We start from the raw sequence: 18,757 nt of genomic DNA, 5'->3' as shown, positions 1-18,757 counted from the left end.
GGAGGACGAATGTCCCACCTTGCCGTTGCCGATCAGAAGCGTGCAGCCGCCATGGCACCCGCCGCTTCGATCCGGCAGGAAATCGTCTCGCTTTCACAGATCACCAAGAGCTTCGGGCCGACACTGGCGAACGCCGAGATCGACCTCGCCGTTTCGGCCGGCGAGATCATCGGACTCGTCGGCGGCAACGGCGCCGGCAAATCGACGCTGATGCGCATTCTTTGCGGCACGATGCGGCCGACCCTCGGCTCGATCTCGTTCGCCGGCCAGACGCTGAGCTTCGCCGACTACGACACGGCGGAAGCGCAAGGGCGCGGCATCCGCATGGTGCATCAGGAACTGTCGCTGTGTGCCAACCTCTCCGTGGCCGAGAACTTCTTTCTGGAGACGCCACAGGACGCGACAAGCCGGCCCGGCTGGCGGAAGCTTTACCTTGGCCGTGCACGCGCGGCGCTGGATGCCGTATTCCCCGGCAATGGCATCGATGTGGACGCGGAAGTCGGCCAACTCTCCATCGCCGAACGGCAGATGGTCGAGATCGCACGCGCCGCCGCCACGCCCGGCGTCAGGCTCATCGTTCTCGACGAGCCGACCTCCTCGCTTGATCTCGATCGCTCCAGGCAGTTAAGGGCCTTCATCCGCGAGCGAGCCAAGGCTGGCCTCGCCTTCATCTTCATCAGCCACAAGCTGCAGGAAATCATCGACATCGCCGCGCAGGTTGTCGTGCTGCGCAACGGACGCACGGCTTGGCGCGGCGACGTGGCGGATACGTCGTTCAGCAAGCTGGTGCAGTTGATGGGCGGCGACGCCAACTCGATCCACCAGCATGGCGCCATCGTCGCCAGCACCGGGGGCGCATTGGTGCGGCTGTCCGGGTCGCTGACATCCGAACTCGGCCGCGACATCGAGATCGCGCGCGGTGAGATCGTCGGGCTGGCGGGGCTCGAGGGCAGCGGCCAGAAGGAGTTGCTGCATGCCATCTTCAAGCCCAATCCAGCAAAGGATGCCGCCGTCACGAGAACCGGCGAGGCCGGCTTCATTGCCGGCGACCGACAGAAGGAAGGCGTGTTCCCGCTGTGGAGCGTGCTCGGCAACATCTCCATCGGCAGCCTTGCGCGCCGCCCGTCCTTGGGCCTGGTCTCGGATCGCCACAACCGCGAGGCCGCGGCCGACGCCGCAGGTCGGCTGCGGCTCGACGAAAATCGCTTCGGGTCCAACATATTGGAGCTGAGCGGCGGCAATCAGCAGAAGGCGCTGGTTGCCCGCGCGCTCGTCGCCGATACGCCGATCATCCTGCTCGACGATCCGACGCGCGGCGTCGACATCGCCACCAAGCAAGATTTCTACCGGCTCTGCAACGACATCGCACGCGGCGGGCGGACACTCGTCTGGCACACGACCGAGGACGCCGAATTGCTGGCCTGCGACCGCGTGCTGATCTTTGCCGGCGGCCGGATCGTCAAGGAACTGACCGGTGAGGCGATCACCGAAGCGGCGATCGTCGGGGCGTCTTTCGTCCAACAGGCGGACAAGCGCATCGACGCCGCGCAGGCCAAGGCCGGCGCCGCCGGGCTTGTCCGCAGGCTGGTGAACGCAGCCCCCTTCATCGGCCTCGCCGCCGTGCTGGCGGTGATGATCTCGGCCAATCCGGCGGTCGCCTCGATCTTCGGCCTCGATCTGCTGCTGATGCCAGCGCTGTCGCTGGTGCTGGTGACGGCGGCACAGATGTTCATCGTCGGCGGCAGCGAAATCGATCTCGGCGTCGGCGCGTTCGCCGGGCTGATCAGCGTGCTCAGCGCGACGCTGCTCTACGACCAGCCATGGCTCGGTGCGCTGGCTGTTTTGGCGGCGGTGGCCGTGTATGCCGGGCTCGGCGGGTTGATCCAGGCACGCAAGATCCCAGCTATCGTCGTCACGCTCGGCGCCTCCTTCATCTGGGTGGGGCTGGGCTATGCGCTGCAGCCGACGCCAGGCGGCGCCAGCCCTGAATGGCTTACGGCGCTGTTCGGCTGGTCGCTCGACTTCCTGCCGACATCGATCATCCTCATCGCGGCTGTTGCCCTGGTGGTCTTGACGATCGACCGGTTGCCACTCGGCGTGGTGCTGCGAGGCTTCGGCAACAATCCGACGGCAATGATCCGCTCGGGCTGGTCGCCAACACGTTACGCGCTGGTGCGCTATCTCATCGCCGGGCTGTTCGCGGCGGCCGCCGGCCTGTCGCTGACGGCGATCAACACGGCGAGCGACATTAACTCCGGCAATTCGTTCACGCTGCTCAGCGTCGCCGCCGTGGTGATGGGCGGCTGCTCGCTGCTCGGCGGCATCGTCTCGCCGGTTGGCGCCATCGCCGGCGCGGTGACGCTGTCGCTGATCGGCGCACTGCTCGGCACGCTCAATGTCAGCAGCGACTTCAACGCCGCGACGCAAGGGCTGATCCTGATCGCGCTCCTGACGTTGCGCGGCCTGACCGCGGACCGCAGGAGCGAACAATGAACGCGCTGTCCGCCTTCACTGTTTGGGCCCAGAAAAACCGCTGGATCTGGGCAGCGATCGGCGTGCTCCTGCTCTGGCTCGTGCTCTCCGTGGTCACCAACCGGTTCAGCCTGTCCAGCCTGTCGGGCATCGTGCTGTCGGCCTCGTTCCTGACCGTCGTCGGCATCGGCCAGATGTTCGTCGTCACCACCGGGCGCGGCAATATCGATCTTTCCGTCGCCTCGGTCATCACGCTCAGCGCCTTCGTCGCGCTGCTCACCATCAAGGGCCAGGATGCCAACCTTGCTATTGGCGTCACGGCTGCCGTCCTGCTCGGCCTCGCGGTCGGGTTGCTCAATTCGCTGCTGGTCGTCGGCCTCGGCATTCCGGCGATCATCGCGACGCTCGCCACCGGCTATGTACTGGCGACCGCGACGCTGCTGTCGAACAAGGCAATCCCCGGCTTTGCCGTCAGCCCGGCGCTCAAGGATCTGGCGACGGGCCGCATCTCGGGCGTCCCGATCATGGCCATCATCGCCATCCTCGGCGTAGCGGCGGCTTCCTTCGTGCTGCGCTACACCGTGTTCGGGCAGCTCCTGTCGGCGGTCGGCCAGAACCGCGCGGCCGCCCGGCTCGCCGCCATCAGCAATGGCCGGGTGATCGCAGCGGCCTTCATCATCTCGTCGGTGCTGGCCTCGCTCGACGGCCTGCTGCTCGGCGCCTATATCGGCGGCGCCTTCCTCGAAATGGGCCAGCCCTATCTGTTGCAGTCGATCGCCGCCGTGGTGCTCGGCGGCACGCTGATCTTTGGCGGCTCGGCGACCGCGCTCGGCACCCTGTGGGCCAGCATCCTGCTCATCCTGATCGTGACGACCATGCAGATTATCGGGCTGCCGCCTGGCGCCCAGGACATCGTCCAGGGCATCGTCGTCATCTTTGTCCTGGCGCTTGCCGGCCGACAGGCATTGGCGCGGCGCACCACTGCCGAGCCTGCAGATGGAGCGACGCCGAAGACGCAGGCAAAGGCGGCCGCGTCGTTGCCGGAGTGACCAGCAGGCCGACAATTCCGCTTGCCAAAATATGGTAGAGTGATCATACCAGTATATAAGATGACGATCGCGCGACGATCGTCCAGAATTCAAGGAGCAAGGCCAGATGACAACGATTGCGCTGTTTGGTGCGGGCGGGAAAATGGGCTACCGCCTGTCGACCAATTTTCGCGGATCGGACTACACGATCCGCCATGTCGAGATCAGCGAGGCCGGCAAGGAGCGGCTGAAAACCGGTCTGGGCTTCGATGCGGTCGACGCCGACGAGGCGCTTAAGGACGCCGAAGTCGTGATCCTGGCGGTGCCGGACACGCATATAGGCAAGGTCGCCGCCAGCATCGAAAGCAAGCTTTCGTCCGGCACGATGGTGATCGTGCTCGATGCGGCGGCCCCTTTCGCCGGCCATCTGCCTGATCGTCCCGACCTTACCTATTTCGTGACCCATCCCTGCCATCCGCCGATCTTCAACGACGAGACCGACATGGCCGCCAAGAAGGACTTCTTCGGCGGCGTCAAGGCCAAGCAGCACTTCGTCAGCGCCCTGATGCAGGGGCCAGAGGAAGACTACGCCAAGGGTGAGAAGATCGCGCAGATCATCTGGGCGCCGGTGATGCGCTCGCACCGGGTCACGGTCGAGCAGATGGCGCTGCTGGAGCCCGGCCTTTCGGAGACAGTTTGCGCTTCGCTGCTCGTCGTCATGAAGGAAGCGCTCGACGAGGTCGTGGCGCGCGGCGTCGACCGGCAGGCCGCGCTCGATTTCCTGCTCGGCCACATGAATGTGCTCGGCGCCGTCATCTTCGGCGAGACCAAGGGCGTGTTCTCCGATGCCTGCAACAAGGCCATCGAGTTCGGCAAGCCGGTGCTGATGCGCGATGACTGGAAGCGCGTCTTCGAGCCGGAGGAAATCGCCGCCAGCATCCAGCGCATCACCTGAGGCGCGCATTTCCCTTCGCCGCAGCAAGGTGCGCGGTTAGATACAGATCATCTGAATTAGTGGTTGACTCATTATACCAGTTGGCTAAGCTGCTGACGCACTCGGGACTGATCCTTCTCCGCTGGGAGGAGGCATCGGAACGAGCGGAGGATGGCGGGGACGGGCGCGAAAATCGGTTCGGTCGAAAAGCCGGCAAACGGCTTTGCCGATGCAGGCGGCGTTTTGCCCCGCCCTGTCTGACGATTTCAAATGAAGACAGTGGCCTCGACTGGTCGAGGCCCATGTTCTTAACGGGAGGACTTAGTGAAACTTACTCGCAGAATGACACTTGCGGCTTTCGCCGGCGTACTGGCACTGGGCACGGCTGCGCCGGCCTTCGCGGCCGACCTGATCGCGATCATCACCCCCTCGCACGACAATCCGTTCTTCAAGGCGGAAGCCGTCGGCGCCGAGGCAAAGGCCAAGGAACTCGGCTACGAAGCGCTGGTGCTGGTGCATGACGATGACGCCAACAAGCAGTCCGAGCTGATCGACACCGCGATCGGACGCGGCGCCAAGGCCATCATCCTCGACAATGCCGGCGCCGACGCCACCGTCGCTGCGGTGCAGAAGGCCAAGGACGCCGGCATCCCCTCCTTCCTGATCGACCGCGAGATCAATGCCACCGGCGTCGCCGTGGCGCAGATCGTCTCGAACAACTACCAGGGAGCCCAACTGGGCGCGCAGGAATTCGTCAAGCTGATGGGCGAGAAGGGTAACTTCGTCGAATTGGTGGGCAAGGAATCCGACACCAATGCCGGCATCCGCTCCAAGGGCTATCACGACGTCATCGACGACTATCCGGACCTCAAGATGGTGGCGCAGCAGTCGGCCAACTGGAGCCAGACCGAGGCCTATTCCAAGATGGAATCGATCCTCCAGGCCAATCCCGATATCAAGGGCGTGATCTCCGGCAACGACACGATGGCGATGGGCGCCAATGCGGCGCTCGCTGCGGCGAACCGCAAGGATGTCATCGTCGTCGGCTTCGACGGCTCCAACGACGTGCGCGACTCCATCACGTCAGGCGGCATCAAGGCGACGGTGCTGCAGCCGGCCTACGCCCAAGCGCAGATGGCGGTCGAGCAGGCCAACGACTTCATCAAGAACAAGAAGTCGCCCGAGAAGGAAAAGCAGCTGATGGACTGCGTGCTCATCAATGGCGACAATGCCGCCAAGCTGGAAACCTTCGCGCTGAAGAACTAAGCCGGCGCAACGCAAACAGCGAGGGGCGAACCTTGGTTCGTCCCTCGCCTCCATTTCAATGGGAAGCTTTGACCGCCATGCTCAGTAAGCCGATCCGGCCGATTAAGGCAACTTGGCCGATCCTCGCGCTGGTCGCCGGCGTCGGCCTCAGCGCCTGCAAGGTCCTGCCGACGCCATCGGCGCAAGGGGTTGCAGGCAACGCGTCCGGCTTTAACCCGGACAAGATGGTCGAGGATATCTGGACTTCGAAGGTCATCCCCTATTTGCAAGGGAAGGCCGGGGCATTTGCCGAGGTCCATGCTCTGGCGAAGACCGATCCGGCGGCGGCGGGCGCCAAATACGGCAATCCCAAGAAGCAGGCGAATGCGCCATGGACCTTCGCGGTCCGCGTCGAGGGCAAGATCGTCGCCGCCAACACGCAGTCGCGCGCGGCGACGATGGATATCGACGTCGACGGCGACGGCAAGGCGGATGCGCGCGTCCAGATCGGGCCGGCGATGCGCGGAACCGCACTGCGCGACAGCCTCGATTTCGTTCAGTTCAACGATTTCACCAACCAGATCGACTTCGCCCAGTTCGGCAAGGCGTTCAATGCCTATGCCGACAAGACCGCGCTGTCCAAGCTGCCGCGCGAAGCGCTGGAGGGCCGCACCGCCAAGGTGCTCGGCGCCTACACGATCGAAGGCGGCCAGGACCTGCCGTTGGTGACCCCGGCGGAGGCCGAGATCGGGCCCAAGCCATGAGCGCGGCGCTTGGTCATGACGTCATCCTGAAGCTGGAAGACGTCTCGAAAGTCTATGCCGGCACCGTCGCGGTCAAACAGGCCAATTTCGAGGTGCGCAAGGGCGCGGTCAATGTGCTCGTCGGCGAAAACGGCGCCGGCAAATCGACACTGATGAAGATCATCGCAGGCGTCGAGCAGCCGACGGCCGGGCGCATCATGCTCGACGGCAACGAGGTTTCCTTCTCCTCCTCCGGCGATGCCGTGGCCCGCGGCATCGGCATGGTGTTCCAGGAGCTGAACCTGTTCGGCAACATGACGGTCGCCGAGAACATTTTCGCCACGCGCGAGATCACCAACCGGTTTCGCAAGATCGACCGCAAGACGCAGGAGCGGCGGGCCGGCGAATTCCTCGATCGGCTCGAAGCTGGTATCCGGCCGGACATGCTGGTTGAGGATCTGCGCATCGGCCAGCAGCAGCTGGTCGAGATCGCCAAGGCTGTTTCGCTCGACGCACGCATCCTGATCATGGACGAGCCGACCTCGGCGCTCAGTGCGGCGGAAGTCGAGATCCTGTTCAAGGTGATCGCCGACCTCAAGGCGCGCGGCGTGGCGATCGTCTACATCTCGCACCGGCTGGAGGAGCTGATCCGCATCGGCGATTACATCACCGTGCTGCGTGATGGCCGCATCACCGGCCAGGAAGAGGTGAAGAACGTCGACACGCAGTGGATCGTGCGGCAGATGATCGGCTCGGACGCCAAGGATTTCGCCAAGGCCGACGGCCATGTTCCCGGCGAGGAGATCTTCCGAGCCGAGGACATCTGCCTGCCGCGCGTCACCGGCGGACTGGCGGTCGACCATGTCTCGCTGTCGCTGCGCGCCGGCGAGATTTTGGGCATTTACGGCCTGATGGGCGCGGGGCGCAGCGAGCTGTTCGACTGCATCATGGGCCGCCACGGCCATGCCAGCGGCGAGATCTTCATCGACGGAAAACATATCAGGGAACGCGACACGACGCGGCGCATACGGCGCGGGCTGGCGCTGATTCCGGAAGATCGCCAACGCGAGGGATTGGTGTCGATCTTATCCGTTGCCAGCAACCTGACGCTGGCCAGCCTGTCGCGTTTCGTGCGCTTGTTCCATATCCGAGGCGGCGCAGAGCGGCAGGGAGTCAGGCAGATGGTGCGCGAGCTTTCGATCAAGGTCGGCGATCCGGCGCAGGAAGTCTCGTCGCTTTCAGGCGGCAACCAGCAGAAGGTGGTGATCGGCAAGGCGCTCCTTACTGAACCGAAGGTGCTGTTGATGGACGAGCCGAGCCGCGGCATCGATGTCGGCGCCAAGGCGGATGTCTTCCGCACCATGCGCAAGTTGTCGCGCGATGGGCTCGGCATCCTCTTCGCCACTTCCGATCTCGACGAGGTGATGGCGCTGTCCGACCGGATCGCGGTGATGAGCAATGGCAAACTGACCGGCATGTTCGATCGCGCCGAGGCGAGCGAAGCCGCGATTGTCGCCGCATCGGCGCTCGGCCATGGACCCGCCCCGCACATCTTGCCCCAGAATTTGGAGAGCAACGCTAATGACTGACATTCCGGCCAGGGCGACTCACTCCTCGGCCTCCAGCGGCTCCGCGCTGCTGACGCTGATGAAGCTCAGGACCTTCATCGCGCTGATTGCCGTGCTGGTGTTCTTCTCCATCGCGGCGCCGAACTTCCTCTCGGCCGCCAATCTGATCCTGATGGCCAAGCATGTGGCGCTCAACGCCTTCCTCGCCATGGGCATGACCTTCGTCATCATCACCGGCGGCATCGATCTTTCGGTCGGTTCGATCGTCGGCCTGTGCGGCATGGTGGCCGGCTATCTCGTGCTCAACGGCATCGACCTGCAGATCGGCTACACCATCTATTTCAACGTGGTGGAGATCGCATTGATCACCCTGGCGGTCGGCATTTTGATCGGCGCCGTCAACGGATTGCTGATCACCCGGCTCAATGTCGCACCGTTCATCGCCACGCTCGGCGTCCTCTATGTGGCGCGCGGCCTGGCGCTGCTGTCGTCCGACGGCCGCACCTTCCCCAATCTGGTCGGCAAGCCGGAGCTCGGCACCACCGGCTTCGGCTTCCTCGGCGCGGGTCGGCTCGTCGGCTTGCCCGTCTCGATCTGGATCCTGATCGTGGTGGCGCTGGGTGCTGCCTATCTCGCCCGGTACACGCCGCTCGGCCGCCACATCTTCGCCGTCGGCGGCAACGAGCGCGCGGCGCGCATTTCGGGCGTGCGCGTCAACATGGTCAAGATGTTCGTCTACATGTTCTCCGGCTTCTGCGCGGCGATCGTCGGCCTGATCATCTCGTCGGAGCTGATGGCCTCGCACCCGGCGACAGGCGAGAGCTTCGAACTGAATGCCATCGCCGCGGCGGTGCTTGGCGGCACCTCGATGTCGGGCGGTCGCGGCACGATCGGCGGTACTATCGTCGGCGCCTTCGTCATCGGCATCCTGTCGGACGGGCTGGTGATGATGGGGGTGAGCTCGTTCTGGCAGATGGTGATCAAGGGCCTCGTCATCATCGTCGCCGTCGTCGTCGACCAGGCGCAGCGCCGGCTTCAGCAGCGTGTCACCCTGATGCAGATGGCAAAGGCGGGTTGATCATGGCGACTTTGAGCGGAGCGCTGATCGGCTGCGGCTTCTTCGCCGTCAACCAGATGCATGCCTGGCATGACATAGAGGGCGCCGCGATCGTAGCCATTTGCGACCGCGATCCGGAGCGGCTCAGGATCGTCGGCGACCAGTTCGGTGTGGCAAGGCGCTACACCGATGCAGCCGCGCTGTTCGCGGCCGAGACGCTCGACTTCGTCGACATTGCCACCACCGTGGCCAGCCATCGGCCGCTGGTCGAGATGGCGGCCGCCAACCGCGTCCCGGTGATCTGCCAGAAGCCCTTCGCGCCGACGCTGGCCGACGCCAAGGCAATGGTCGCGGCCTGCGCCGAGGCCGGCGTGCCGCTGATGGTGCATGAGAATTTCCGCTGGCAGTCGCCGGTCCAGGCTGTGCGCGCCATGCTCGACAGCCGTGAAATTGGCACGCCCTTCTTCGGGCGTATCTCCTTCCGCTCGGCCTATGACGTTTTTTCCGGCCAGCCCTACCTGGCGACGGGAAAACGCTTCATCGTCGAGGATCTCGGCATCCATATCCTCGACATCGCCCGTTTCCTGCTGGGCGACGTAAAGAGCCTCACCGCGCGCACCGCGCGCATCAATCCCGCCATCGCCGGCGAGGATGTCGCCACGATGCTGATGGATCACAAGAACGGCGCCATTTCGGTGGTCGATTGCAGCTATGCGACCAGGCTTGCCGTCGAGCCGTTTCCCGAAACGTTGATCGAGATCGACGGCAGCGACGGCACGCTCCGGCTGGCGCAGGGATACCAGCTGACCGTCACCGGCAAGAGCGGAACCACTGTCACAGACGTCTCGCCGCCGCTGCTGCCCTGGGCCTCGCGGCCATGGCACAACATTCAGGAAAGCGTGCTGGCGATCCAGCGGCACTGGGTCGACTGCATTGCATCAGGCAAGGGGCCGGCGACCTCCGGCGCCGACAACCTCAAGACATTCGCGCTGGTTGAGGCTGCCTATACCGGCGCCGCAAGCCGGCAACCGGTGCGGATCGACGACCTGCTGGAATGACCAAGGATCGCTTCCTCCTTTGCGGCACGCACGCGGCGGAGACCGAACCGGTCCGGTTGATCGCCGGCCCGCTCAGTGCCGATTTCGTCAACGGCAATCTGCGCACAATACGCCATGGCGGCGCGGAGGTGCTGCGTGCCATCGCCTATGTCGTTCGTGACCGCGACTGGGGCACCTATGAGCCAGCGCTGACGGACTTGACTATCGATCAGGGTGCCGATGCTTTCTCCGTCAGCTACGCGGCAAGCTGCACCGGGCCTGGCGGAAGCCGGCTCGCCTTCCACGCCACCATCAAAGGCTCCTCTGATGGGCAGCTGGTCTTCGACGTCAACGCGCTGCCCGAAAGCGATTTCGAGACCAACCGCTGCGGCTTCTGCATCCTGCATCCAATCGCCGGCCTCGCCGGCAGCCCCGTAATGGTCGAGCACACGGATGGCAGCGTGGTGGCGACGAGACTGCCTGATCTGATCGATCCCTGGCAGCCTTTCAAGGATTTGCGCGCCATCACGCATGAAGTGCGGCCCGGCGTCACCGCGCAATGCCGTATGGAAGGCGACGTCTTCGAAATGGAGGACCAGCGCAACTGGTCCGATGCTTCCTACAAGACCTATGTACGGCCGTTGACGCTGCCCTGGCCCTATGTATTGCCGGCCGGCGAAACCAACCGCCAGACGATCAGCCTACGCATTGCCGGCGACGACAAGACGCCGGCCACCACCGAGCCATCTGGCCCGATCCGCGTTACGCTCGGCGAGCCCGGTCCGGCGCTTCCGGATGTCGGCGTGATCCTCTATCCCGGCGATGTCGAGACAGCGCTGGCGAACCTCCCAGCACTGTCGGCGCTCGGCCCGCAGCAACTGCTGCTTCATTACGATCCGACGGGCGGCCATGGGCTCGATGCCTTGCGCTCTTTCGCCCGGCTCGCCGCGGCTTATCCCGCCCGCACAACGCTCGAATGCGTGGTCGCCTGCAGCGGCGATCTCGATGCCGAACTCTCCGATATCATCGACCTGGTGCGCCGGGCGGGCCTGCGGCTCGATGCCATAGCGGTCTCGCCTTCGGTCGATCGGCAATCGACACCACCAGGCAGCGCCTGGCCGCCCTGCCCGCCGCTGGAAGATGTCTACGCCGCCGCGCGCCGGGCCTTCCCGGATATCCGTCTTGGCGGCGGCATGTTCAGTTATTTCACCGAGCTCAACCGCAAGCGCGTCCCGGCCGGGCTGCTCGATTTCGTCAGCCATTGCACGTGCCCGATCGTGCATGCCGCCGACGATCTCAGCGTCATGCAGTCGCTGGAGGCGTTGCCGTTCATCACCCGGTCGGCGCGGGCGATCTTCGGCGACAGGCCCTACCGGATCGGGCCCTCGACCATTGCCATGCGGCAGAACCCCTATGGCGGCGCCACCAAGGACAATCCGCGGGGAGAGCGCATCGCCATGGCGAACCGCGATCCGCGCCACAATGGCCAGTTCGCCGCCGCCTGGACGATCGGCTATGCCGCGCGGGTCGCGCCGGCCGGCCTGGAGATGCTGACGCTGTCGGGATTCACCGGGCCATTCGGCGTGCTGGCGGGATCTGGGGAACCCGTTGCGGAAGGGTCACCCCGGCCGATCTTCCAGGCCATCAAGGGGCTTTGCGAACTGGCTGGCCTTAAACATGTCACGGCCAAAACGAGCGATGAGACCCGGGTAATGGCGTTGGCCGGGCGTTCACCCTCGGGCAAGACAGTCGTATGGCTGACGAACCTGACGGCAAGCGACGTGGCGGTCGACCTTTCGGAGTTTGACCGAGGCCATCTTGTGATGACACCCTACGCGATCGCGCGGATCGGCTGAATCAGATTACTTTTCGGAATTCATCACATAGAGGGCGCGCGAGCGCTCCAGATGCTTGATCATCGCCTTCTCGGCGCCATCGGCATCCTTCTTCTCGATGCGGCCGATGATCTCTTCGTGCTCGGTCAGCGTGAACTGTTCCTTGCCGGTCCAGATCAGCATTTCGGTGTGATATTCCTTCAGCCAGCCGAGCATCGCCTCGCTGACGGCGACATAGATCGGGTTGCCCGATATCGTCGCGATCTGGGTGTGGAATTTCATGTCGGCGGAAATGAAGGCTTCGGAATCACCTCGCGCGGCACGCTGCTCGGCGACGGTTGCCTTGAGCCGCTGCACATCCTCGACGGTGGCCTTCTCGGCGGCTTCCCTGACCATGCCACGCTCGAAGAAAATGCGCGCGGTCTTGAGGTGCTCGAGCGTGTCCTTCGACGACGACAGGATGATCTTGGCCGCGCCGTCGACCTGTTTGATGATCGACTTGGCGGTGAGTTGCAGCACCTTGGCCCGCTCGCCATGCGAGATGGCGACGAGGCCCATATTGCTCAGCGCCTGCATCGCCTCGCGGATGGCCGGCCGGCCAACCTCGAAGCGCTCCATCAATTCGCGCTCCGACGGCATGTCGTCGCCCGGCTGCAACTCGCCGCTGGTGATCAGCTGCTTGAGCCTTGCAAAGACTTCGTCGGAAAGTTTGCGCCGGACGATCGGCTCCGAACGGTTCATCGTGACGAATCACTCCCTGGCCCGGTTCCTGTTTAGCACTGCCGGTGCGATTCCCGGAATGCCTGCACCTTTGCCCGCCCCCGTTGCGCGAAGTGGGATATTTGCTTGCAATACTTATGTACTCATTATACCAGATTTCAGACGTGACGAAACTTTTTTCGGACCCTTTTCGACCGGCCGGCTTTCCCATGATCACCTTCACCTATCGCATCGAAACGTCAGGCAACATCGAGGCGCTGGCGGCCAAGATCGCCAGCGACCAGTCGACCGGCACCTTCGTCGCCCTGCCCGGCGAAACCGAGGAGCTGAAGGCCCGCGTGGCGGCGCGAGTGCTGGCGATCCGGCATCTGCCCGATGCGCAGCAACCGTCCATCCCCGAGGCAGGCGGACCTTTCAAGCGCGCCGATGTCGACATCGCATTCCCGTTCGACGCGATCGGCACCGACCTTTCGGCCCTGATGACCATCGCCATCGGTGGCACCTATTCGATCAAGGGCCTGTCGGGCATCCGCATCGTCGACATGCAGCTGCCTGATGACTATCGCGGCGCCCATCCCGGCCCGCAGTTCGGCGTCGCCGGCAGCCGCAAGCTGACCGGCATCGTGGGACGCCCGATCATCGGCACCATCGTCAAGCCGGCGCTGGGGCTGCGGCCGCATGAGACAGCCGAGATGGTCGGCGAATTGATTGAGGCCGGCGTCGATTTCATCAAGGACGACGAAAAGCTGATGAGCCCGGCCTACTCGCCGCTGGCCGAGCGGGTGAAGGCGATCATGCCGCTGATCCTCGACCACGAGCAGAAGACCGGCAGGAAGGTGATGTATGCCTTCGGCATCTCGCATGCCGACCCGGACGAGATGATGCGCAACCACGATCTGGTGGCGAAGGCCGGCGGCAATTGCGCGGTGATCAACATCAACTCCATCGGCTTCGGCGGCATGGCCTACTTAAGGAAACGCTCCAGCCTGGTGCTGCACGCCCATCGCAACGGCTGGGACATCCTCACCCGCCACCCCGGCCTCGGCATGGATTTCAAGGTCTGGCAGCAGTTCTGGCGATTGCTCGGCGTCGACCAGTTCCAGATCAACGGCATCGCTTCGAAATATTGGGAGCCGGATGCATCCTTCATCGAATCCTTCAAGGCAGTGACGACGCCGATCTTTTCGCCTGATGATTGCTCGCTGCCGGTCGCAGGTTCCGGCCAGTGGGGCGGGCAGGCGCCCGAGACCTACGAACGAACCGGCCGCACGGTCGACCTGCTCTATCTCTGCGGCGGCGGCATCGTCAGCCATCCGGACGGGCCAGGCGCCGGCGTGCGCGCCGTCCAGCAAGCCTGGCAAGCGGCGGTCGAGGGCGTCCCGCTGGCGAACTTCGCCCTGAAGCATCGCGAACTGGCACGGTCGATCGAAAAGTTCGGCGACGGCAAGGCGGCCTGAGGTCATGCATAACCTGCTGCTCAGCTATTATGGCGACGACCTCACCGGCTCGACCGACGTCATGGAAGCGCTGGAGCTCGGCGGCGTGCCGACGGTGCTGTTCATGAGGCAGCCGGACGAGGCTCTATTTGCCCAATTCAAGCATTGCCAGGCGGTCGGGCTGGCCGGCACCAGCCGCAGCGAGACGCCGCACTGGATGGACACGCATCTGCGCGACGCCTTCGCCTGGCTGAAGACGCTGAAAGCCGAAATCTGCCACTACAAGGTCTGTTCGACCTTCGATTCCAGCCCGACGATCGGCAGCATCGGCCGGGCGATCGAGATCGGCCGCGAGGTCTTCAAACAGGATAGCGTGCCGCTGCTGGTCGGCGCGCCGCAGCTCAAGCGCTACACCGCCTTCGGCCATCTGTTCGCGGCCTATCGCGACCAGTATTTCCGCATCGACCGCCATCCGGTGATGAGCCGCCACCCGACGACGCCGATGGATGAATCGGACCTGCTGATCCATCTGTCGCGGCAGACGGATCTCACGTCGGGGTTGATTGACCTTGCGACACTGCAGTCGGAGCAGCGGTCGCAGGCATTCGATCGCTTCGTGGACCGTGGCGCGGCCATCGTGCTTGTCGACGTCGACAGTCGCGAGACCCAGGCCCTTGCAGGCAAGGAGATATGGCGCATGCGCAAGCCGGGCGGCTCTTTTGTCGCCGGTTCGTCCGGCGTCGAGTATGCGTTGCTGGCCGAATGGGCGTCGAATGACATCGTCGGCGCCGGACCAGGCTTCACGCCGCCAGGCGCTGCCGACCGGATCGCCGTCGTGTCGGGCAGTTGCTCGCCGACCACCGAACGACAGATCCGGCATGCCCTGAGCGACGGCTTCGACGGCATCGAGGTCGATCCTGTCGAACTGGTTTCGGAGGCTTCGCAGCAGGCGATCACGCGTGCGGCGGCAAGCGGCCGCGCCAGCCTGCGAGCCGGACGAAGCGTCATCCTCTACACCGCGCTTGGCCCTGCAGCCGACAGGGGCGCCGAAATCGACCGGCAGGACGGCGCCCGCCACAAGCTTGGCCGCGGCCTTGGTGCGCTGCTGCGCCAATTGACTGACGAGCAGAGCTTGCGGCGCGTGGTCGTTGCCGGCGGTGACACGTCAAGCCATGCGCTTGGACAAATGGGCGTCGACGCTCTGACCGTCAGGATGCCTCTGCCCGCCTCGCCTGGTTCCCCACTTTGCGTTGCTCATTCGCACGTCAAAGCGATTGACGGGCTGGAGGTTGCGCTGAAGGGCGGGCAGGTAGGAACCGACCGCTATTTCTCGTCCATCCGTGACGGTCTTCGCAGTTGACTGTGCGGAGGTCCCATGGCTGTTCTGTCTCGCAGCCACGGAAGAAGCGTGCGGCGGGACCTGTAATTGATAGCGACCGTGCTATGCTTGAAACCGCAAGCCAGCAGAAATGCAAGGAGATTTTCGCCATGGCACTGGTGGTCAGCAAACCTGAAGATATCGCGACGGCCTTTGCCGATGCGTGGAACAGGCACGATATGGACGATTTCGCAGCGCTGTTCTCCGAGGAGGCCAATTTCGTCAATGTCGTGGGAATGTGGTGGAAGAATCGCGCCGAGATCGAGGGGGCGCACCGCGCAACGCATGAAACGATGTTTCGTGACAGCCGATTGGAGGGTTTTGTCTCGTCGGTTGTTGAATTAGCTCCCGGCCTTGCATCGGTACATTATGCGTGGACCCTGACCGGTGCATTTGCTCCGGATGGCTCACCGGCCGGTACACGCAAAGGCATTCTGCTTTTGGTTGTGAAGGAAGAACAGTCGGGCTGGCGGATAAAGGTGGCCCAAAACACCGACATTGTTCCAGGGGCAGCTGCTCCCCCTTCGAGCGCGAGGAGTTGATCCTCCTCACCTCCCCGCAGCATGGGGTAGCGGGGCAGTTTGTTGGATTGATCAGCCGAGCGACAGTTCCTTCGTCTGATGCCTCAGCACGAGTCCGACCGCGCCCAGCAATGCATCGTTCTCGGTGTGCTTGCCAACGATTATTCGCGTGCGCAGGGCCGGAGCGATATCGCGGGACTTGATGAGCGTGTGGCGTTCGTAGGACGCGATCAGCGGCGTCAACAGAATGTCGCCCGCCAACGCCATCTGGCCGCCGATGATGATGAGCGGCGGATTGAGCACCGAGCCGATCAAGCCGAGACCCCGGCCGGCGATCTCGGCGGTATCCTCAATCATCCGCAACGCCCTGACGTCGCCCTCCTTGGCCATCATGATGACATCGTCCATGGTGACCTGCCGCCGCATGACACGCGAAATCTGTTCCAGTGGTCGGGCAAAACTCGCATAGAGCTCCAGGCATCCGCGATTGCCGCACCGACAAAGATCGCCGCCGGGATCGATGCTGATGTGCCCGAATTCGCCGGCGCCGCCGGCGATGCCCGTCACCAGCCGGCCATGCTGGACAATGGCGCCACCGACCCCCAGATCGATCTTGAACAGGACGAAATCGTCGTGGCCGATTGCCGCGCCCCACATCAGCTCCGCAATGGCCGAGCAGTTGCTCTCGTTGTCGGCGAAGATCGGCCGCTCCAGCACGGGTCCGAACACATCTCGTATGTTGACGCCGGCCCATGTTGGAACGATGCTGGCGCGCAGGACCACTCCATCGCGGCTGACAGGACCAGAGACGGAAATCCCAACCCCCAGGAGCCCCGCCATCGGCAGACCATTTTCCTCGTAAGATTGGGCAATTGCCGATTTGGCCATCTGGGCCGCCTGCTGCGGTTGGTAGTCCAGTGCCATGGGGATAGTTTGTTCGGCAATGACGGAATGCGAGACATCGGCAACGATCAGTCGTATCTGCTGAAGTCCGAGGTGAATTCCGACGCAGGTACCGGCTGTCGGATTGAGCGTCACGGCCGCGGCTGGCCTGCCAATAGCTCTGATTCCCTCGCGACTGGTCGGGGCTTCGATCACCATGCCCGATTTTCTCAAGCCATTGAGCGCGGTTGAGACCGTCGAGCGCGCCAGGCCGGTGACGCGTGCGATCTGCGACGCCGAGAGGGCGCCGCGTTCACTCAGGCAGCGCACAATCATGCTCTCCGGCGATGCGGACGGCCTGTCGATCAGCCAGGTTCTAAGCGAAGGTTTTGTCATGGGCCAACATAAACATCGTTGACTGATAGCTCCAATATGTCATCTTGGAAAGAACTTGAGATTAACGCATCTCGCCGGCGGCGGCTTCAAACCGCGGCCATAAGCGGTCGATACGAACCGTGCAACACCATATGGGAGTGAAACTATGAAATGCGTCATGACCGCCCTCGCGGCCGCCGTTGCGTGCACCTTTGTCGCCGGAGCAGCCTTAGCCGAGCCCAAGACGAACCTGCTGCACCAGTGGGCGACTGGCTCGGACGCCCAGGCGATCGCCAAGCTCGGCGAGATGTTCACCGCCAAGGGCGGCAAATGGGAACAGACCTCGATCGCCGGTCACACGGCCAACACGCTGGCCAAGCTGCGTGCCGACGTGATCGCCGGCAATGCCCCGCCCGCCGTGCAGCTGAAAGGTCCGGAAATCGCCGAGTGGAACAAGACCGGCATGACCGCTGACCTCGACGAGCTGGCGGCCTCGGAAGGATGGGAAAAAGTGGTCGCGCCGGAATTGCTTCCGGTGATGAAGCCGACCGGCAAATGGGTCGCCGCCCCCATGAACATCCACCGCATCAACTGGTTGTGGGCCTCGCCGAAGGTCATGCAGGCCGCCGGCGTGACGGAAATGCCCAAGACCTGGGCCGAGTTCAATGCAGCCTGCGACAAGATCGTCGCCTCTGGCAAGATCTGCATCTCGCATTCGACGGCCGACTGGACGGATTCGACGGTGTTCGAGGTCGTGCTCTACGGCCAGGACATCGGTCTCTATCGCAAGGCCTTCGTCGAGGGCGATGTCGAATCCATGCGCAGCCCGGGGATGGTCAAGGCCTTCCAGCAGATGCGCCTGATGACGAGCAAGTACATGGATCCGGGCATGGTTGGCCGCGACTGGGATTCGATGTCGGCGCTCGTGGGCAAGGGCGACGCAGCCTTCCACATCATGGGCGACTGGACGATCGGCCTGCTGACCGCCGCCGGCTTTAAGGAAGGCACCGACTATGTCTGCGCCCAGGCACCGACCGATTGGGGCAAACCCGGCTTCATCCTCAACTCGGACTCGGTCGTGTTCTTCAAGCAAAAGGATCAGGATTACATCGACGGCCAGAAGCTGCTTGCCAGCCTGATCCTGTCGCCCGACTTCCAGACGGTCTTCAACCAGGCCAAGGGCTCGATCCCCGCGCGTCTCGATATCGATCTGTCGAAGGGCTTCAATCCGTGCCAGCAGCTCTCACAGAAGGATCTGCAGGCTTCGATCAAGGACGGCACGCTGGTCCGCTCGATGGCGCACAACATGACCATCCCGCAGAAGATGCGCGGCGCGATCATGGACGCCATTACCGAGTTCGTAGCGACGCCCGACATGTCACCCGAGGACGGCGCCAATGCGATGGCCGACGCGGCCGAAGCACAGAAGTAGACAGGAACGGCCGGGCGCGATTTCTATCCTCGCCCGGCCATCCTCCATCCAGTTCCGCGCCGCAAATGTCAAATCACGACCTGATCCTATCGAC

Annotated in this window: 15 protein-coding genes; 13 read left to right on the top strand and 2 right to left on the bottom strand. The window is 63.8% G+C overall.

Going from position 1 to position 18,757, the window contains the following annotated elements:
• The first annotated feature begins 9 nt into the window (after positions 1–9).
• The 9 genes from CK228_RS32585 to CK228_RS32545 all read left to right on the top strand — a co-directional run bounded on the left by CK228_RS32585 (position 10) and on the right by CK228_RS32545 (position 11,940).
• The gene (locus tag CK228_RS32585; RefSeq protein WP_095790498.1) at positions 10–2,493 is read left to right on the top strand and encodes an ATP-binding cassette domain-containing protein; all 2,484 of its coding nucleotides are present in this window, start codon (positions 10–12) and stop codon (positions 2,491–2,493) included.
• On the top strand, positions 2,490–3,521 hold the full coding sequence (locus tag CK228_RS32580) for an ABC transporter permease (RefSeq protein WP_095790497.1): 1,032 nt from the start codon (positions 2,490–2,492) through the stop codon (positions 3,519–3,521). Before CK228_RS32585 ends, CK228_RS32580 begins: the two co-directional genes overlap by 4 nt.
• Before the next feature lie 106 nt (positions 3,522–3,627).
• Positions 3,628–4,455, top strand: a complete 828-nt coding sequence (locus tag CK228_RS32575; protein ID WP_095790496.1) for a phosphogluconate dehydrogenase C-terminal domain-containing protein — start codon at positions 3,628–3,630, stop codon at positions 4,453–4,455.
• Between the two features lie 303 nt (positions 4,456–4,758).
• The gene (locus tag CK228_RS32570; protein WP_095775517.1) at positions 4,759–5,700 is read left to right on the top strand and encodes a D-ribose ABC transporter substrate-binding protein; all 942 of its coding nucleotides are present in this window, start codon (positions 4,759–4,761) and stop codon (positions 5,698–5,700) included.
• Positions 5,701–5,777: 77 nt separating this feature from the next.
• On the top strand, positions 5,778–6,443 hold the full coding sequence (locus tag CK228_RS32565; protein ID WP_095790495.1) for a DUF2291 family protein: 666 nt from the start codon (positions 5,778–5,780) through the stop codon (positions 6,441–6,443).
• Positions 6,440–8,011: a sugar ABC transporter ATP-binding protein gene (locus CK228_RS32560; protein ID WP_095775515.1), complete on the top strand. Its 1,572-nt coding sequence runs from the start codon at positions 6,440–6,442 to the stop codon at positions 8,009–8,011. The genes CK228_RS32565 and CK228_RS32560 overlap by 4 nt, the downstream gene beginning before the upstream one ends.
• On the top strand, positions 8,004–9,068 hold the full coding sequence (locus CK228_RS32555; RefSeq protein ID WP_095790494.1) for an ABC transporter permease: 1,065 nt from the start codon (positions 8,004–8,006) through the stop codon (positions 9,066–9,068). Before CK228_RS32560 ends, CK228_RS32555 begins: the two co-directional genes overlap by 8 nt.
• 2 nt (positions 9,069–9,070) lie before the next feature.
• A complete protein-coding gene (locus CK228_RS32550) occupies positions 9,071–10,105 on the top strand; it encodes a Gfo/Idh/MocA family oxidoreductase (protein ID WP_095790493.1) in 1,035 nt (344 codons plus the stop codon).
• Positions 10,102–11,940: a hypothetical protein gene (locus CK228_RS32545; RefSeq protein ID WP_095790492.1), complete on the top strand. Its 1,839-nt coding sequence runs from the start codon at positions 10,102–10,104 to the stop codon at positions 11,938–11,940. Before CK228_RS32550 ends, CK228_RS32545 begins: the two co-directional genes overlap by 4 nt.
• A gap of 6 nt (positions 11,941–11,946) precedes the next feature.
• On the opposite strand, the gene CK228_RS32540 is transcribed toward CK228_RS32545, so the two are convergent.
• Positions 11,947–12,660, bottom strand: coding sequence for a transcriptional regulator NanR (locus tag CK228_RS32540; protein WP_095790491.1), 714 nt, complete (start codon positions 12,658–12,660; stop codon positions 11,947–11,949).
• A 188-nt stretch (positions 12,661–12,848) separates the two neighbouring features.
• On the opposite strand from CK228_RS32540, the gene oiaX reads away from it, so the two are divergent.
• The 3 genes from oiaX to CK228_RS32525 all read left to right on the top strand — a co-directional run bounded on the left by oiaX (position 12,849) and on the right by CK228_RS32525 (position 15,995).
• On the top strand, positions 12,849–14,096 hold the full coding sequence (gene oiaX / locus CK228_RS32535; protein ID WP_095790490.1) for a 3-oxo-isoapionate-4-phosphate decarboxylase OiaX: 1,248 nt from the start codon (positions 12,849–12,851) through the stop codon (positions 14,094–14,096).
• A gap of 4 nt (positions 14,097–14,100) precedes the next feature.
• The gene (locus tag CK228_RS32530) at positions 14,101–15,435 is read left to right on the top strand and encodes a four-carbon acid sugar kinase family protein (RefSeq protein ID WP_095790489.1); all 1,335 of its coding nucleotides are present in this window, start codon (positions 14,101–14,103) and stop codon (positions 15,433–15,435) included.
• A 128-nt stretch (positions 15,436–15,563) separates the two neighbouring features.
• On the top strand, positions 15,564–15,995 hold the full coding sequence (locus CK228_RS32525; RefSeq protein ID WP_095790517.1) for an SgcJ/EcaC family oxidoreductase: 432 nt from the start codon (positions 15,564–15,566) through the stop codon (positions 15,993–15,995).
• Positions 15,996–16,046: 51 nt separating this feature from the next.
• Here CK228_RS32525 and CK228_RS32520 read toward each other — a convergent pair whose 3' ends face one another.
• Positions 16,047–17,192, bottom strand: a complete 1,146-nt coding sequence (locus tag CK228_RS32520; protein ID WP_179296117.1) for an ROK family transcriptional regulator — start codon at positions 17,190–17,192, stop codon at positions 16,047–16,049.
• Between the two features lie 217 nt (positions 17,193–17,409).
• On the opposite strand from CK228_RS32520, the gene CK228_RS32515 reads away from it, so the two are divergent.
• Positions 17,410–18,663 (top strand): ABC transporter substrate-binding protein, encoded by a 1,254-nt coding sequence (locus tag CK228_RS32515; protein WP_245438166.1) that lies wholly within the window; start codon positions 17,410–17,412, stop codon positions 18,661–18,663.
• The last annotated feature ends 94 nt before the right edge of the window (positions 18,664–18,757 follow it).

It is taken from the genome of Mesorhizobium sp. WSM4312 (assembly GCF_002294875.1).
Lineage (GTDB): Bacteria > Pseudomonadota > Alphaproteobacteria > Rhizobiales > Rhizobiaceae > Mesorhizobium.
The sequence above is the reverse complement of the archived record's forward strand: the minus strand, read 5'-3'. Positions and strand labels throughout refer to the sequence as shown.

Excerpts from the sequence above, each read along its gene's own strand:
- CK228_RS32585 (WP_095790498.1), top strand. The coding sequence starts at position 10 with ATGTCCCACCTTGCCGTTGCCGATCAGAAGCGTGCAGCCGCCATGGCA.
- CK228_RS32580 (WP_095790497.1), top strand. The coding sequence starts at position 2,490 with ATGAACGCGCTGTCCGCCTTCACTGTTTGGGCCCAGAAAAACCGCTGG.
- CK228_RS32575 (WP_095790496.1), top strand. The coding sequence starts at position 3,628 with ATGACAACGATTGCGCTGTTTGGTGCGGGCGGGAAAATGGGCTACCGC.
- CK228_RS32565 (WP_095790495.1), top strand. The coding sequence starts at position 5,778 with ATGCTCAGTAAGCCGATCCGGCCGATTAAGGCAACTTGGCCGATCCTC.
- CK228_RS32560 (WP_095775515.1), top strand. The coding sequence starts at position 6,440 with ATGAGCGCGGCGCTTGGTCATGACGTCATCCTGAAGCTGGAAGACGTC.
- CK228_RS32555 (WP_095790494.1), top strand. The coding sequence starts at position 8,004 with ATGACTGACATTCCGGCCAGGGCGACTCACTCCTCGGCCTCCAGCGGC.
- CK228_RS32550 (WP_095790493.1), top strand. The coding sequence starts at position 9,071 with ATGGCGACTTTGAGCGGAGCGCTGATCGGCTGCGGCTTCTTCGCCGTC.
- CK228_RS32545 (WP_095790492.1), top strand. The coding sequence starts at position 10,102 with ATGACCAAGGATCGCTTCCTCCTTTGCGGCACGCACGCGGCGGAGACC.
- CK228_RS32540 (WP_095790491.1), bottom strand. The coding sequence starts at position 12,660 with ATGAACCGTTCGGAGCCGATCGTCCGGCGCAAACTTTCCGACGAAGTC.
- oiaX (WP_095790490.1), top strand. The coding sequence starts at position 12,849 with ATGATCACCTTCACCTATCGCATCGAAACGTCAGGCAACATCGAGGCG.
- CK228_RS32530 (WP_095790489.1), top strand. The coding sequence starts at position 14,101 with ATGCATAACCTGCTGCTCAGCTATTATGGCGACGACCTCACCGGCTCG.
- CK228_RS32525 (WP_095790517.1), top strand. The coding sequence starts at position 15,564 with ATGGCACTGGTGGTCAGCAAACCTGAAGATATCGCGACGGCCTTTGCC.
- CK228_RS32520 (WP_179296117.1), bottom strand. The coding sequence starts at position 17,192 with ATGATTGTGCGCTGCCTGAGTGAACGCGGCGCCCTCTCGGCGTCGCAG.
- CK228_RS32515 (WP_245438166.1), top strand. The coding sequence starts at position 17,410 with ATGACCGCCCTCGCGGCCGCCGTTGCGTGCACCTTTGTCGCCGGAGCA.